At 67.7% G+C, this 13830-nt stretch carries 13 protein-coding genes; 5 read left to right on the top strand and 8 right to left on the bottom strand.

Annotated elements, in window-relative coordinates:
* The first annotated feature begins 52 nt into the window (after positions 1–52).
* The 3 genes from DKT77_RS04905 to DKT77_RS04895 all read left to right on the top strand — a co-directional run bounded on the left by DKT77_RS04905 (position 53) and on the right by DKT77_RS04895 (position 2735).
* Positions 53–1357, top strand: coding sequence for an MFS transporter (locus tag DKT77_RS04905; RefSeq protein WP_109810616.1), 1305 nt, complete (start codon positions 53–55; stop codon positions 1355–1357).
* Positions 1358–1417: 60 nt separating this feature from the next.
* Positions 1418–2026 (top strand): DUF924 family protein, encoded by a 609-nt coding sequence (locus DKT77_RS04900; protein ID WP_238547695.1) that lies wholly within the window; start codon positions 1418–1420, stop codon positions 2024–2026.
* A 205-nt stretch (positions 2027–2231) separates the two neighbouring features.
* On the top strand, positions 2232–2735 hold the full coding sequence (locus DKT77_RS04895; RefSeq protein WP_109810615.1) for a GNAT family N-acetyltransferase: 504 nt from the start codon (positions 2232–2234) through the stop codon (positions 2733–2735).
* Between the two features lie 6 nt (positions 2736–2741).
* Here the strand turns inward: DKT77_RS04895 and DKT77_RS04890 are convergent, their stop codons facing one another.
* The 5 genes from DKT77_RS04890 to DKT77_RS21315 form a co-directional block, all read right to left on the bottom strand.
* Positions 2742–3404 carry a coagulation factor 5/8 type domain-containing protein gene (locus tag DKT77_RS04890; protein WP_109810614.1) on the bottom strand — a complete coding sequence of 221 codons (663 nt, stop codon included), beginning with the start codon at positions 3402–3404 and terminating at the stop codon, positions 2742–2744.
* A gap of 83 nt (positions 3405–3487) precedes the next feature.
* Positions 3488–4846 (bottom strand): methylenetetrahydrofolate--tRNA-(uracil(54)-C(5))-methyltransferase (FADH(2)-oxidizing) TrmFO, encoded by a 1359-nt coding sequence (gene trmFO / locus DKT77_RS04885; protein ID WP_109810613.1) that lies wholly within the window; start codon positions 4844–4846, stop codon positions 3488–3490.
* Positions 4843–5805: a tyrosine recombinase gene (locus DKT77_RS04880; protein ID WP_109810612.1), complete on the bottom strand. Its 963-nt coding sequence runs from the start codon at positions 5803–5805 to the stop codon at positions 4843–4845. Before DKT77_RS04880 ends, trmFO begins: the two co-directional genes overlap by 4 nt.
* Positions 5802–7400: a hypothetical protein gene (locus tag DKT77_RS04875; protein ID WP_146204959.1), complete on the bottom strand. Its 1599-nt coding sequence runs from the start codon at positions 7398–7400 to the stop codon at positions 5802–5804. The genes DKT77_RS04880 and DKT77_RS04875 overlap by 4 nt, the downstream gene beginning before the upstream one ends.
* The gene (locus DKT77_RS21315) at positions 7390–7515 is read right to left on the bottom strand and encodes a hypothetical protein (RefSeq protein WP_274520045.1); all 126 of its coding nucleotides are present in this window, start codon (positions 7513–7515) and stop codon (positions 7390–7392) included. Before DKT77_RS21315 ends, DKT77_RS04875 begins: the two co-directional genes overlap by 11 nt.
* A gap of 133 nt (positions 7516–7648) precedes the next feature.
* Between DKT77_RS21315 and DKT77_RS04870 the strand changes: the two genes are divergently transcribed.
* Positions 7649–8221, top strand: a complete 573-nt coding sequence (locus tag DKT77_RS04870) for a shikimate kinase (protein ID WP_238547694.1) — start codon at positions 7649–7651, stop codon at positions 8219–8221.
* Positions 8208–9341, top strand: a complete 1134-nt coding sequence (aroB, locus tag DKT77_RS04865) for a 3-dehydroquinate synthase (RefSeq protein ID WP_109810609.1) — start codon at positions 8208–8210, stop codon at positions 9339–9341. The genes DKT77_RS04870 and aroB overlap by 14 nt, the downstream gene beginning before the upstream one ends.
* A 21-nt stretch (positions 9342–9362) precedes the next feature.
* On the opposite strand, the gene DKT77_RS04860 is transcribed toward aroB, so the two are convergent.
* The 3 genes from DKT77_RS04860 to DKT77_RS04850 form a co-directional block, all read right to left on the bottom strand.
* Positions 9363–10052 (bottom strand): M48 family metallopeptidase, encoded by a 690-nt coding sequence (locus DKT77_RS04860; protein ID WP_109810608.1) that lies wholly within the window; start codon positions 10050–10052, stop codon positions 9363–9365.
* 66 nt (positions 10053–10118) lie between these two features.
* Entirely contained in the window at positions 10119–12332 is a 2214-nt protein-coding gene (locus tag DKT77_RS04855; RefSeq protein WP_238547642.1) for a TRAP transporter permease, read from the bottom strand.
* A 533-nt stretch (positions 12333–12865) separates the two neighbouring features.
* Entirely contained in the window at positions 12866–13819 is a 954-nt protein-coding gene (locus DKT77_RS04850) for a TAXI family TRAP transporter solute-binding subunit (RefSeq protein ID WP_109810210.1), read from the bottom strand.
* Positions 13820–13830: the final 11 nt, after the last annotated feature.

The raw sequence follows: 13830 nt of genomic DNA, 5'->3' as shown, positions 1-13830 counted from the left end.
GCCCGCGTTACGGACGCGGTAACGGCGACTCTGTCCGGAAAAGGCGCACCCGATGCTAGAAACCCTGTCACGCTCCTGGGCCTTGTTGCTGGGCGTCATGCTGCTGATGGTCGGGAACGGCATTCAGGGCACGCTGCTGGGCATCCGCGGCACGATCGAGAACTTTTCCACCTTCGAGATGTCCCTCGTCATGTCGGCCTACTTTCTCGGTTTTCTCGGCGGCTCGCATTTCGCGCCGAAGTTGATCAAGCGGGTCGGGCATGTGCGGGTCTTCGCCGCTCTCGGCTCGTTCATCTCGGCCATCCTGATCCTGTTTCCCGCGATGACGGAGCCGTGGGTTTGGATCGCGCTGCGCGTGTTGATGGGCTTTTGCTTCTCGGGTGTCTACGTGACCGCAGAAAGCTGGCTCAACAACGCAGCCAGCAACGAGAACCGGGGCAAGGCGCTGTCGCTCTACATGGTGGTGCAGATGGTCGGGATCGTCTCGGCGCAGGGCCTGCTCAGCCTAGGCGATCCGTCAGGCTTCATTCTGTTCATCGTGCCTTCGGTGCTGGTTTCCGTGGCCTTCGCGCCGATCCTTCTGTCGGTCACGCCGACGCCGGCCTACGAAACCGCCAAGCCCATGAGCGCGCTGGAGCTGTTCCGCCGTGCGCCGCTGAGCTGCGTGAGCAGTTTCCTGCTGGGCGGGGTCTATTCGGCGCTGTTCGGCATGGCCTCGGTGTTCGGCGGCCAGGCGGGGCTGAGCGTGGGCGAGATTTCGTCCTTCGTGGCGGCGATTTATGTCGGCGGGTTGATCATGCAGTTTCCCATCGGCTTTCTGTCGGACCGGATGGACCGCCGCCGTCTTATCCTGATCGTGGTCGCGCTTGGCGTCGTGGGCGGCGCGCTTGGCATGGTGGGCGGCGGATTTCCGCTGCTGCTTGCCTCCGCCTTCCTGATAGGAGGCACTGCCAATCCGCTGTATGGTCTGAGCATCGCCTACGCCAACGACTACCTCGACACCGACGACATGGCGGCGGCTTCGGGGCGGCTGATCTTCCTGAACGGCGTCGGCGCGATAGGCGGCCCTCTGCTGACCGGCTGGCTGATGGCCGTCTTCGGCCCGCGCGGATTCTTCGTGTTTCTTGTGGCGATCATGGTCGTGCTGTTGGTCTACGGCATCTACCGGTCGTTCCGCAGGCCCGCGCCGTCCGTTGCGGACACCGGCAGCTTCGCGCCGATCACGCTGGCCGCGACCTCGGTCGCGGTCAATGCCGCGGCTGATATCGGCGGCAACGACAGCTCCGAGCAGGAAGAAGCCGAAGGAGACGAGGAGATGGAGGAATTCCCGCCCTCCCAGCGTCACGGCGCAGCCTGACCTTGCGGGATCAAGACGAATTTGTAACAGTCGGTCACATCAAAGGCGATGGAAACAGCCATGGGACATATGACCCACACCTCCGAACGGGCAAACGGGACGGCCCCAAACGAAGTCCTGTCCTTCTGGATCGACGAGACCGGCCCGTCCGGCTGGTACGCCACCGATGACGCGCTGGACGAAGACATCCGCGCGCGTTTTGCCCGGCTCTGGGACGACACGCGCCATGACGGGCACACCGGATGGGTGCCGTCACCGCAGAACGCGCTTGCGGCGGTGATCCTGTTCGACCAGTTCCCGCGCAACATGTTCCGCGGCGACGGGCGCGCCTATTCCACCGACCGGATCGCCCGGGCCAAGGCCAAGCATGCGGTAGACATGGATTGGGACCTGCGGATCGAAGGCCCGGTCCGGCAGTTCTTCTATCTGCCGCTGATGCATTCGGAATGTCTTGTGGATCAGGAGCGTTGCGTGCGGTTGTTCAAGGAACGCATGCCCGAAGCAGATGACAACCTTGTGCACGCCAAGGCGCACCGCGAGGTGATCCGCCGGTTCGGGCGGTTCCCGCATCGCAATGCCGATCTGGCCCGCCCCTCGACGGCTGCGGAACGTGCCTTCCTTGACGATGGCGGGTACGCGGCGGTCGTGAACGGCATTCGGGCGGCCTGACCTTCGCGCCGTCGGATGTGATCCGGCGGCGTATGCCTTGCCGCCCGGCATCAGGCCTGTGACCCTGCGAGGCAGACTGCCGACGCGCGAAGAGGGCTGGGCGGTTCACATTCCATTGCTTTGACGCTACTGCGCTCCGGTGGCCGCGCGATCTCCGCAAGGGGCTCGCCGGTGGAGAGGGTGAACGGCACGGGAGAGGGCCGGAGTGTACCGACTGAACCGCGAAGGCGCGCAGGACCACTGGGAAGTGGAGGCGCTGTACGATCTGTGCTTCGCGCCGGGCCGCGAGGCGCTGTCGTCGTATCGGTTGCGCGATGGCGTCCCGCCGGTGGCAGACCTGTCGCTGGTGGCGCGCGACCCGGACGGCATCCTTGCCGGAGCGATCCGGTTCTGGCCTGTGGAGGTGGGCGGTGCGCCCGCCCTGCTGTTGGGGCCGGTGGCCGTACACCCGACCCGGCAGGGCGAGGGGCTTGGCGCATTGTTGATCCGTGAAAGCCTTGATCGCGCTGCCGCCCTCGGTTGGGCGCGCGTCATGCTGGTTGGCGATGCGCCCTATTACGGGCGCATGGGATTCACGCGTCTGGACGGTGTCGAAATGCCCCCGCCCACGAACCCGGACCGCGTTCTGGGGGCTGCATTGCGGGAAGGGGCTTGGACCGGCGTTTCCGGGCGCGTCATCCGCTTTGCGGCGGACGACGCGCAGAGTTGATGAATATCAACCGTGCCGCGATTTGCGACGACCGATCGTGAAGCCGCCCGCTATCACGCTTCCGAGAAGCAAGGCGCTGCCGGGCAGGGGAATGACGGTGGAACCTCCAGCCGCCGAAAAGGCGATCTCGCCCAGCGAGCATTCGTTGGTGCTGTTGGGACCAGGTTGAGGGCATCCGGAAAAATCCATGCGGAAATACTGCATGCTGGTTGCCGCGAAGCCGAAGACCTCGGCCGGATAGTCCGAACCCCTTGGCGGATTTGCCGGGTTGATCGTGCCCAGGCTGCTGAAGGCCTGTCCATCTACGGAGGACGACAGGGCTGCGGTCGTGAACCCGCTCGATTCCTCGACCCAAAGCGCGATGCGGTCGATGGTCAGCACCGACCCAAGATCGAAGGTCAGGGTCGGTGTCAGGTTCCCGAAATCCGAGAACCACTCGTTGTTCTGCGCCAACAGTGAATGCGTCGGATTGGACCCGATATAAGTATCGAAATCCGTCACGCCGCTGATATAGGTCGCGCTCAAACCAGACTGGTCGATGGTGGCGCTGGCAGGAACGTTATTTCGTTCCGACGATGCGACGACGCCGACTGCACTCACGATGGTCCCGGCCTGCGCCATGACCGGCAGAAACAGGCAAAGCGCAGCCTGTGCGATTATTCGTTTCATTGTTAACTCCCTTGCTCAAGTATCCCGAGCCTAGAGAAAAGTTAACGTAGGGTCAAACTCTGAGTGGCCGGGGCGCAGCGACCTTATTCTGCCGCCTTGCCCACCGTGAAGTGGCCCAGCCAGTCCTGCCAAGCCGCCTTGGCACGGTCCGTGTAGGCCTTGTAGCGCGCGGGCCGGTTGCGCCGCCCCCCCTTCAGGTCGACCGGGGGAAACAGCCCGAAATTCACGTTCATCGGCTGGAAGGTCTTGGCTTCTGCCCCGCCTGTGATGTGGGTCACCAGCGCGCCCGTTGCGGTCTCGGGCGGCGGAGCGCTGACAGGACGGCCCAGAATTTCGGACGCGGCAAGACGGCCGGCCAGCAGTCCCATCGCCGCGCTTTCCACGTAGCCTTCCACACCGGTGATCTGCCCGGCGAAGCGGACATGCGGGCGCGACCTCAGCCGCATTTCGCCGTCCAGCAAGGTGGGCGAGTTGAGGAACGTGTTGCGGTGGATGCCTCCCAGCCGGGCGAAGCGCGCGTTTTCCAGCCCCGGGATCATCCGCAGCACCTCGGTCTGGGCGCCGTATTTCATCTTCGTCTGGAAACCCACAATGTTATAGAGCGTGCCGAGCGCGTTGTCGCGGCGCAGCTGCACGATTGCATGGGCCTTCACGTCCGGCTGGTGCGGGTTGGTTAGCCCTACAGGCTTCATCGGCCCGTGGCGCAGGGTCTCGCGGCCGCGTTCGGCCATCACTTCGATCGGCAGGCAGCCGTCGAAATACCCGGCTGTCTCGCCCGGCTTGAACTCGGCCTTGTGGGCAGCCAACAGCGCATCGATGAACGCCTCGTATGTGTCGCGGTCCATCGGACAGTTCAGGTAGGCGGTGCGCTGTTCTTCCGTCTCGCCCTTGTCGTAGCGCGACTGGAACCAAGCCTTCGACAGGTCCACGCTGTCGAAATGCACGATCGGCGCGATGGCGTCGAAGAACGCCAGTGCCTCGCGTCCGGTTTCGGCAGCGATGGCATCGGCCAGCGCGCCCGAGGTCAGCGGCCCGGTCGCGATGATCCAGTGCCCGCTGTCGGGCAGTTCGGCGATCTCGCCCGGCTCGACCCTTACCAGCGGGTGGGCGCGCAGCCGCGCCGTAACGGTTTCGGCGAATGGGTCGCGGTCCACCGCCAGTGCGCCGCCCGCGGGCAGGGCGTGCTGGTCGGCGGTCTGCATGATCAGCCCGTTCGCCGCGCGCATTTCCCAGTGCAGCAGCCCGACCGCGTTCTGTTCGTCGTCATCGCTGCGGAACGAGTTGGAGCAGACCATTTCGGCAAGGCTGCCGGTCCGGTGCGCGAATGTGCCGACGGCGGGGCGCATTTCGTGGATGACCACGGGTACACCCATGTTTGCGGCCTGCCACGCTGCTTCCGCTCCGGCCATGCCGCCGCCGATGATGTGAAGTGTCTGTGTCATGGGTCCGAACCTAGGTCTGCCGCCGCATCTTGGGAAGGCGCATCTGCCAGCGGATGGCGGGTCAGCACAAGCTCCTTCAGGCGGGTTTCCACGACATGTGTGTAGATTTCCGTGGTGGACAGGTCGGCATGGCCCAGCAGCAGCTGGATCGCGCGCAAGTCCGCGCCGTGTTCAAGCATGTGGGTAGCGAAAGCATGGCGCAGGGTGTGCGGCGTGACGCGGGCCGGGTCGATCCCGGCTTCGCTGGCCACCGCCTTTACCGTTAGGAAAAACGACTGGCGCGTGACATGGCCGGCCTGCGCACGGCTTGGAAACAGGAAGGCCGAAGGCCGCGCGCCGCGCGCCACCAGCGCCGCGTCCGCCGCATCGCGATGTACCAGCCAGGCATCGAGCGCGGCCTGTGCCGGGCGCGACAGCGGCACCAGCCGTTCCTTGCGGCCCTTGCCGCGCACCAACAGCACCTGCGGCTGTCCTCGTGCGGCGGCGACCGGCAGCGTGACCAGTTCGCTCACCCGCAGGCCGGTCGCATAGAGGATTTCGATCATCGCCGCTGTGCGTGCGCGGTCCGCAGCCGTCCGGCCGTGGGCCGGGGCACGCTCCAGCATCGCGGTAACCTCGGCCTCGGTCAGGGTGCCGGGCAGGGTGCGGGTTCGGCCCGGCCCGCGGATGCGCAGCGCCGGGTTGTCGCCGCGCAGCCCTTCTTCGAAGGCGAAGCGATAGAGTTGCCGGATGGAGGCGAGCCGCCGCGCCCGCGTGGCGCGGGCCAGACCCTGCGCGTCGCAATGGGCAAGGTAGGCTTCGATCATGGCGCGCGAAGCGGTCTCGAACCCGTCGCCGCGCGCGGTCAGCCAGTCATGGAAGTCCTTCAGGTCGCGCCCGTAGGCGAGCTGCGTGTTCCGGGCCGCGTCAAGCTCCGCCGCCTGCGCTTCGAGAAAGCGCGCGATCCACGTGCGGCTCATGACCGGGGGTCCAGCAGCAGGATCTCGACCGCGGCCTGCCGCGCCAGATCGTCAAGGCCAGCAAGGCGCATCAGCGCGATGGCGTCTCCCGCATCAACCGGGTCGGTCAGCGCGCCGTCGGCAAGCGTGGCAAGCGCGCGCAGCAGCGCCTCGCCCCATTGCCCGCGTGCGACCAGCGGCGCGTAGCGGTCCGGTACCGTGTCCTGCCGTAGCCCGGCGTGCAACGCGGAGGCCAGTGCATCGGGCGCGGCGGCGGCGGGTGGTGTGCCGGCGGCAAGCGCGGTTGCGAAGGCCAGCCGTCCGGTCAACGCGGTCGCTGGCAGGCGGGTCGGCGCACCTGCGATCAGCGCCAGCGCGTGGGCCGCCTGCGCGCTTTGCGGCGGCAGATCGAGCCGCGACAGGCGCGGGCCGAACATCTCGGCCAGTACGGCCTCCAGCCCGGCGGCGCGCATCGCGTCCGCGGCGGCGGGCAGGCGGGCGGCCACTGTATCGGGCTGGCCCGCGGTAATCGCGATGTCCAGTGCCTGGATCGCGGCCACCCGGTCCCAAACCCCACCCGATGCGGCTGGCTGGCGTGCGGTGTAGATCCCGAGCAGCCGGTTCACCGACAGCGCGCCGGATTTCGCCAGACGCTCGGCCGCTTCGATCTGCGATTTCCAGCCGATGATATGGCGCAGGTCGGTCTGGGCAAAGGCCAGCGGCAGATGCGATGTCGGCACCGGTTCCCCGACCGCCTCAAGCAGGCGGAAATCAAGCGGAGTCAGCGGGTCGGGCGGCGGCGGCATCGGCTCGCCCTCGAAGATCTCGGGGTCGAGGAAGCGGGCGAGCCGGTCGCGCATCTCGGGCGAGACGCGCCCCAGCGCGGTGGCCGTCTCCAGGGTCAGGGCGGCGGTGTGCCAGCGCCCCCCGCGCGCGAGGCAAAACACGCGCGTTTCGTAGTTCGGCGACAGTTCGGGCTTGGCCGCCAGCGTGGCGCAGGCGCGGTCCTCGGTGCCGGACAGCAGCAGGATGTCGAACCATCGCCGGAACAGGTCGGGGGTATCGGGACCAGCCCGTTCCAGCAGCGCCTGCGCGGGTTCCAGCGCGCCCCGGATCAGCAGCGCGTCGATCCGTGCGAGCAGCAGCGCATCGCGTGCCCCGCGCGGCGGCGCGGCTTCCAGCAGCACCAGCCGGGACACCGCTTCGCGCAGGGCGGGCTGGTCGTGGATCGGCATCTCGCGCAGCAGGCGTGCCAGCTTGTCCGGATCGGTGCCCTGCCAAAGGTCTTCCGGCAGTCCAGCGCGGCGGGCGGACATCAGCCCGGTGGCGGCCCGGTCTGGCGCGCCAAGCTGTGTCACGGTGATGTCGCCCGACGGGGCGGGCAGCGGGCGCGCGCCGTCAGGTGGCTGGCCGGTGCCGGGAACCGCGCCCGGGCCCGGGTTCGGGTCTGGCGGGCGCGCGGCGGCACGCGGCGCCGGTTCCGGCCGGTCCAGAGTTTCGGACAGCCACGGGATCGCCGAAAGCGGTGCGTCGGCACGGCCCTGGGCGGCCACGGCGCCAGGGGCCAGCATCAGGCCGACCAGTGCGCAGGCCGCCAACCCCGCGCTACGACCCATTCAGATCGACCGGAATGCGAACTTCGGTCTGCTGCGGCGTCAGGTCGCCGAGATAGGCGAAGCCCACCAGTCCGGCCCCCGCGACGATCAGCAGGAACACAACCAGTTTCAACATGCGCACGGTGTCTTGCCTCTCTGTCTCTTGCTCGATGGCCATTTTGACCCTGCACCAGATATTGTATATGGGAACGCGCAGGAATTCACGTCATAGAGACAGAATAATTTTGGAACCGGGGAGCGGGCAAGCGGTGCCGCAGCGACTACACAAGACCGTCGTTCTGGTGGGAATGATGGGAGCGGGCAAGACCGCGGTCGGCACGGCGCTGGCCCGCAGGTTGGGCGTGCCCTTTGTCGATCAGGACGACGAGATCCAGAGGGCCGCGAACCGCACGATCGCCGAGATTTTCCGAGAGAACGGCGAGGCGTTCTTCCGCGAAAAGGAAACCAAGGTGCTGGAGAGGCTTCTGGCGGGTCCGCCCTGCGTGCTGTCCACCGGCGGCGGTGCATTCCTGGCTGAACGAAACCGCGACCTGATCGCGGCGCGGGGGGTCGCGATCTGGTTGCGGGCGGAGTTGAATTTGCTGTGGGCGCGGGTACGCTACCGCAGCACGCGTCCGCTTCTGCAGACCGAGAACCCGTTCGAGACGCTCAAGGGCCTTTACGAGGCGCGCACGCCGATCTATGCGCTTGCGCCGATCCACGTGCAGGCCTTTTCCAATTACAGTGTCGAGGATACGGCGCAGGCGGTCGTCGACACGCTGGCCCGCCATCCCGACATCCTGACCGAGGATACGGAGACGCGGCACCATGCCCAACATTGAAACCGTTCATGTCCCGCTGGGGGCGCGCGCCTACGACGTGCGCATCGGCGACGGGCTGATCGCCGCCGCCGGGACCGAGATCGCGCCGCTGCTCAGGCGCCCGCGGGTCGCCGTGGTCAGCGACGACACGGTGGCGGAGCTGCATCTCGATGCCCTGCGCGAGGGGCTGGCTGCAGCCGGCATCGAGATGACGGCGCTGCGCCTGCCGCCGGGCGAGGGCACGAAGGGCTGGCCGCAGTTCACCCGCACTGTGGAATGGCTTCTGGAACAGAAGATCGAACGGCGCGATGTGGTCGTGGCTTTCGGCGGTGGCGTGATCGGTGATCTTGTCGGCTTCGCCGCGGCGGTGCTGCGCCGGGGCGTGCGGTTCGTGCAGATCCCGACAAGCCTTCTCGCGCAGGTGGACAGTTCGGTCGGGGGCAAGACCGGGATCAACGCGCCGCAGGGCAAGAACCTGATCGGTGCGTTCCACCAGCCCAGTCTCGTGCTGGCCGATATCGGCGTTCTGGACACTCTGGCGCCGCGCGATCTGCTGGCCGGCTATGGCGAGGTGGTGAAATACGGCCTCCTCGGCGATGCGGAGTTTTTCGGCTGGCTGGAAGGGCACGGGCCCGCGCTTGCGGCCGGCGACAACGCCGCGCGCCTGGCGGCAGTCAAACGGTCCGTACAGATGAAGGCGGACATTGTTGTGCGGGACGAAACCGAGCAGGGCGACCGCGCGCTGCTGAACCTCGGTCACACGTTCTGCCATGCGCTGGAGGCTGCGACCGGCTATTCCGACAGGCTGCTGCATGGCGAGGGGGTGGCGATCGGATGCGCACTGGCGTTCGATCTGTCGGCGCGGATGGGGCTGTGCCCGCAGGAAGACCCATCGCGCGTGTCCGCGCATCTGGCGGCGATGGGAATGCGCCGCGGGCTGGCGGACATTCCCGGCGATCTGCCGGGCAGCGACGCGCTGATCGGGTTGATGGCGCAGGACAAGAAGGTCGTCGATGGCCGTCTGCGGTTCGTTCTGGCGCGTGGCATCGGCGCGGCCTTCGTCAGCGACGACGTGCCCGCCGACCTGTTGCGCGCGGTGCTTGACGAGGCTCTGGAGCAGCGGATCGCCGCGCCCGCCTGACCGTAAACCCCGGCCGCCATGTCAGGTATCGGCAAGCCAGCGCGCCTCGTTCGCCTCGATCGCGGCGATGCGCCGATCGGTCTTCGGATGGCTCAGGAACCACGCCGGCATCCCGCCTGCGCCGCCCTTCGTCAACGCGTCCAGCTTGCGGAACAGGCTTTTCTGAGGGGCCGCGCCAATGCCGGCCTTGATCAGCAGGGCGGTGGCATAGGCGTCCGCCTCGAATTCGTCATCTCGGGACATGCGCGCGGCCAGCAGGCTGGCAAGCCCGTTGGCGATCCAGACCCCGACGCCGGGCAGGAAGCGCGACAGGAATACCGCCAGCGCCGTGCGCAGCGCGTTCTGGCCGGAAAAGTCGATCAACCTCTTGCGGGCGTGGCCAAGCGCGACATGGCCCAGTTCGTGCGCGATGACGCTGGCCATCTCGGGGGCGGACACGTCGCCCGCGCGATAGCGGTTGTAGAAGCCGCGGGTGATGAAGATACGCCCGTCCGGCGCGGCGAGCCCGTTGACCGGGTCGATCTCGTAGAGCCGGACCTTGATCCGGGGCAGGTCCAGAGCGCGGGCGAGCTTGTCGATCTCGCGCATCAGCCCGGGGTCAACAAGATCGGTGGACTTTGCGTCCAGCTCGCGCTTGGTGCGGAAGGCGGACACGCCATACATCGCCAGCGCGTACAGCAGGGCAAGAAGGATCGGGGTGATCTTGAGCATGACATGGATATGGCCCCGCCCCCGTTGGGGGGCAAGGCCGGTTCGTCTTTGGATTATTACAGTTTTTCAGTCTGCGCCTTTGACGTTGAGTTTTGCGTCTGGGTTTGGGTGGATTGTTTTTTGTATTGTCCAGGCGGCTGCGATGGTTGCGAGGCCTATGATGTCCGTGACGAGGCCGCCTTCGATCATGGTGAGTGCGGCGAGCAGGAGGCCTGCGCGGATGAACCACGCTGTGCGTCCGCCCATGAACCACCCCTGCACGCCGGCCGACAGCAGGAACACGCCGACGGTTGCCGTGGCGCCTGCGCGGATCACCTCGAACCAGGTTCCCTCCATCAGCAGCGCGCCGTTGTAGAAGAACATGAAGGGCACGATGAAGGCGGCGATGCCGATCTTGAACGAGGCGACGGAGGTTTCCATCGGGTTGGCGCCGGAGATGCCGGCCGCGGCGTAGCTTGCGAGCGCGACGGGCGGCGTGATGGCGGAGAGCACGGCGAAGTAGAACACGAAGAAATGCGCGGTCAGCTGCGGGATGCCAAGCTCCACGAGGCCGGGCGCGACCACGGAGGCGGCGACGGCGTAGGCGGCGGTGGTGGGCATGCCCATGCCGAGCAGGATGGAGATGCACATGGCGAAGAACAGCGCCAGGAACTGACTGACGCCCGCGAGGCCGAGCAGCAGGTTGGAGAAGCGCGCGCCGACGCCGGTCAGGCTGATGACGCCGACGATGATGCCCGCGCAGGCGCACACGGCGATGATCTGGATCGACATGACGCCCGCGATCTCGAACGCCTTGAGGGTGGAGCGCGGCCCCATCCGGTAGGGGGTGAGCCAAGAGACGACGGCGGCCGAGAGCGTGGCGTATGTGCCCGCGCGGATGACGGAGTATCCCATGAACAGCGCGGCGATCAGGATGAGGATGGGCAGGAACAGGAAGACCCGGCGCATCATGGTGGAGAGTTTCGGGATCTCGTCGGCGTTCATGCCGCGCATGCCGAGCTTGGCGGCCTCGAAGTCGACCATGAAGAAGACCGACACGAAGTAGAGCACGGCGGGGATGATGGCGGCGATGGCGATCTCGGTATAGGGGATGCCGGTGATCTCGGCCATGATGAAGGCGCCCGCGCCCATGATCGGGGGCATGATCTGCCCGCCGGTCGAGGCGGCGGCCTCGACGGCGCCCGCGGTCTTCTTGTGGTATCCGACCTTCTTCATGAGCGGGATGGTGAGCGAGCCGGTGGCGACGACGTTGCCCGCGGAGGTGCCGTTGATCATGCCCATCAGGCCGGAGGCGAAGATGGCGACCTTGGCGGGTCCGCCGCGGGTGCGGCCTGCGGCGGCGAAGGCGAAGTTGACGAAGTAGTCGCCGACCTTGCTGGCCTGCAGGAAGGCGGCGAAGATGATGAACAGGATGATGTAGGTCGAGGACACGGCGGTTGTCGGCCCGAGGATGCCGGCATCGGTGTAGACCTGGCTGAAGAAGCGCTGCCAGCTGATCGCGGGGGAGTTCAGGAAGCCCGGCAGGTACTGGCCCGCGAACACGTAGGCCAGGAACACGCCCGCGATGATGACGAGCGCGAGGCCCGCGACGCGGCGTGTCAGTTCCATGATCAGCGCGGTGCCCGCGACGGCGGCGATGGAGATGCCGATCGGCGCGAAGGGGGTGCCGGTGGAGTTGCGCATCAGCGTGCCGTAGATGGTGATCAGGTAGGCGGCGACGGCGACGGCGCAGATGCCGAGCACGATGTCGGGCGCGGCGAGGCGCGCGCGCGGGGCGCTGTGGGCCCAGGACAGGCCGATGGCCCCTGCGGTGGCGAGCAGCAGCGGCACGCCGAAGAGCCATGTCTCGCGGAACTTGATGGTGGCGTCCATGCCGTTCCACATGGCGCCGCCTTCGATCAGCAGGGCGAACCAGATCGCCGTGCCGAGCGCGAGCAGCGCCGGGACGGCGAGCGCGATGGCGGCGGTGTGCAGCGCGGGCCGGGCCGGTGTGCCGGGCGCGTCCGCGTCGCCGGGGAAGTCGGCGGCGGCGTACATCAGGAAGCCCAGCACCAGCGCGCCGGCGACATGGACGATGCGGAAGTTCCAGGTTTCCATCGGGAATTGCGGCAGGAAGGGCAGCTCGATCCCGGTCAGGGCCGAGATCGACAGCCCGTTCAGCGCGGCCATGTGGAACATCGCGTAGAGCGTGGCGAGGGCGGCCATGGCCCAGAAGGTCGATCCCTCGAAGATGCGGCGGTTGGCCTCGACGGCTTCGTCGTCGACGCCGTCGGCGATCATGTGCTCGTCGGTCTGCGCGGCGGCGTCGCCGCGGCCGCTATCGGCGGGGGCGCGGCAGGGCCGGGTGCGGGCTCCGGGGGAAAACGGGTCGTGACGGGCGGGGGGGTGCATCGGCGGTGGTCCTCCGGTGGGGTCCGGGTCCGCGCGGGCCGGACGGGCCGGGCGCATGGCGGGTTCGGGCGGAAATGGGGGAAGTGACGGGGTGAAGGCGGGTTGGCGTGGCGGGGAGGGCCGGGCCGGTGTGCCGGTCTGGCCGGGGGCGGGTCGGCCCCCATGCGTCCGCCGCGGCCTGCCCCCCTGTCTTCGCGGGGGGCTGCGCGGGTCTGTGCCGGGGCCATCGATGGCCGATCGGGGCCCGGTTGGCGCCCGGTCGGGCAGGGGGCGCCGCGATCCTGTTCGCGCCCCGTGCGAGAGGTCCGTCCTAAGAAGACCGTGCAGGGAGCCCGTGCGGAGCCGGTGCGGGATCCCGTCCGGGGCCGGGCCCGCCCCGCAAGCGCCCGGCACGGGGCCGGACGCGCGGGGCGGGGGCTGGCTTACTGGCCGTAGATCATGTCGGCCGGGATATCGGCCCCCGCGTTCTCGGCGAACCATTCGGCGGCGCCGGGATGCCAGGGCATGACCTTGTTCTTGTCCCAGTTCGAGGGCACGGTGGACCGCGCGGCGCGGTGGATGCCCACCATCCGCTCGTTGTCCGACATCACCACGTCCACGACCGCCTTCACGAAGCTGGCGGGCAGGTCGCAGTTGGCGATGGCGAAGTTCCACATCGACACCGACCGCGCCGGCGCCTCGAGCGTGGTGTAGGTGTTCGCCGCGATCTCGAACTCGGACACCGGGAAGGCCTCCATGATCGTGGCCTGCTCGGCCTCGGTGAACTCGATGATATTCACGTCGGTCTGCACTTCAAGCTGGCTGACGGCCGGCACGGGCACGCCCGCGGCGAAGGCGATCACGTCCAGCAGACCGTCCTGCAACTGGCCGCCAAGGTCCGACCAGCCGCCGTTGCGCCGCTCGAAATTGACGCCCAGCGTTTCCATCATGCGCGGGAAATACGTGTCCGAGGTCGACCCCGCGGGCCCGAAGCCGATCCGCGCGCCGTCCGGGATCTCGGAGATCGAGGTGATCCCGCTGCTCGACAGCGCGGTCACGCTGAACGGGGTCTGGTACATCGGGAACATCGCGCAGGCCTTGTCCATCGCCAGGCCCGGCGCGATCGGGTTGGTGCCCGCGAGGCTCTCGGCGGCCGGGCCCATCGTGGTCATCCCGAAGGCCGCGTCGCCGGTGTGCACCAGCGCCATGTTCTGCATCGGGCCGCCCGTCACCTCGCCGCCGCCCGAAAGGCCAAGCTCGTCCGCGACAAGGTTCGCCCAGCCCGAGCCATAGGCGAAATACGTCCCGCCCTGCGACGCCGTGCCAACCGTGAACGACGCAGGCCAACCAGACCGATCCTCCTGAGCACCGCAAACACCAGCAGCAAGCGCCGCTATACCAAATGTCA

This window comes from Meridianimarinicoccus roseus (assembly GCF_003172915.1).
Lineage (GTDB): Bacteria > Pseudomonadota > Alphaproteobacteria > Rhodobacterales > Rhodobacteraceae > Meridianimarinicoccus > Meridianimarinicoccus roseus.
This window is presented reverse-complemented; position numbering and strand designations above follow the sequence as displayed.

What these genes read in the sequence shown, in the direction of transcription:
- DKT77_RS04875 (WP_146204959.1), bottom strand. Translation starts at nt 7,400, where the DNA reads ATGGGTCGTAGCGCGGGGTTGGCGGCCTGCGCACTGGTCGGCCTGATG.
- DKT77_RS04855 (WP_238547642.1), bottom strand. Translation starts at nt 12,332, where the DNA reads ATGATCGCCGACGGCGTCGACGACGAAGCCGTCGAGGCCAACCGCCGC.
- DKT77_RS04905 (WP_109810616.1), top strand. Translation starts at nt 53, where the DNA reads ATGCTAGAAACCCTGTCACGCTCCTGGGCCTTGTTGCTGGGCGTCATG.
- DKT77_RS04900 (WP_238547695.1), top strand. Translation starts at nt 1,418, where the DNA reads ATGGGACATATGACCCACACCTCCGAACGGGCAAACGGGACGGCCCCA.
- DKT77_RS21315 (WP_274520045.1), bottom strand. Translation starts at nt 7,515, where the DNA reads ATGTTGAAACTGGTTGTGTTCCTGCTGATCGTCGCGGGGGCCGGACTG.
- DKT77_RS04890 (WP_109810614.1), bottom strand. Translation starts at nt 3,404, where the DNA reads ATGAAACGAATAATCGCACAGGCTGCGCTTTGCCTGTTTCTGCCGGTC.
- DKT77_RS04860 (WP_109810608.1), bottom strand. Translation starts at nt 10,052, where the DNA reads ATGCTCAAGATCACCCCGATCCTTCTTGCCCTGCTGTACGCGCTGGCG.
- trmFO (WP_109810613.1), bottom strand. Translation starts at nt 4,846, where the DNA reads ATGACACAGACACTTCACATCATCGGCGGCGGCATGGCCGGAGCGGAA.
- aroB (WP_109810609.1), top strand. Translation starts at nt 8,208, where the DNA reads ATGCCCAACATTGAAACCGTTCATGTCCCGCTGGGGGCGCGCGCCTAC.
- DKT77_RS04880 (WP_109810612.1), bottom strand. Translation starts at nt 5,805, where the DNA reads ATGAGCCGCACGTGGATCGCGCGCTTTCTCGAAGCGCAGGCGGCGGAG.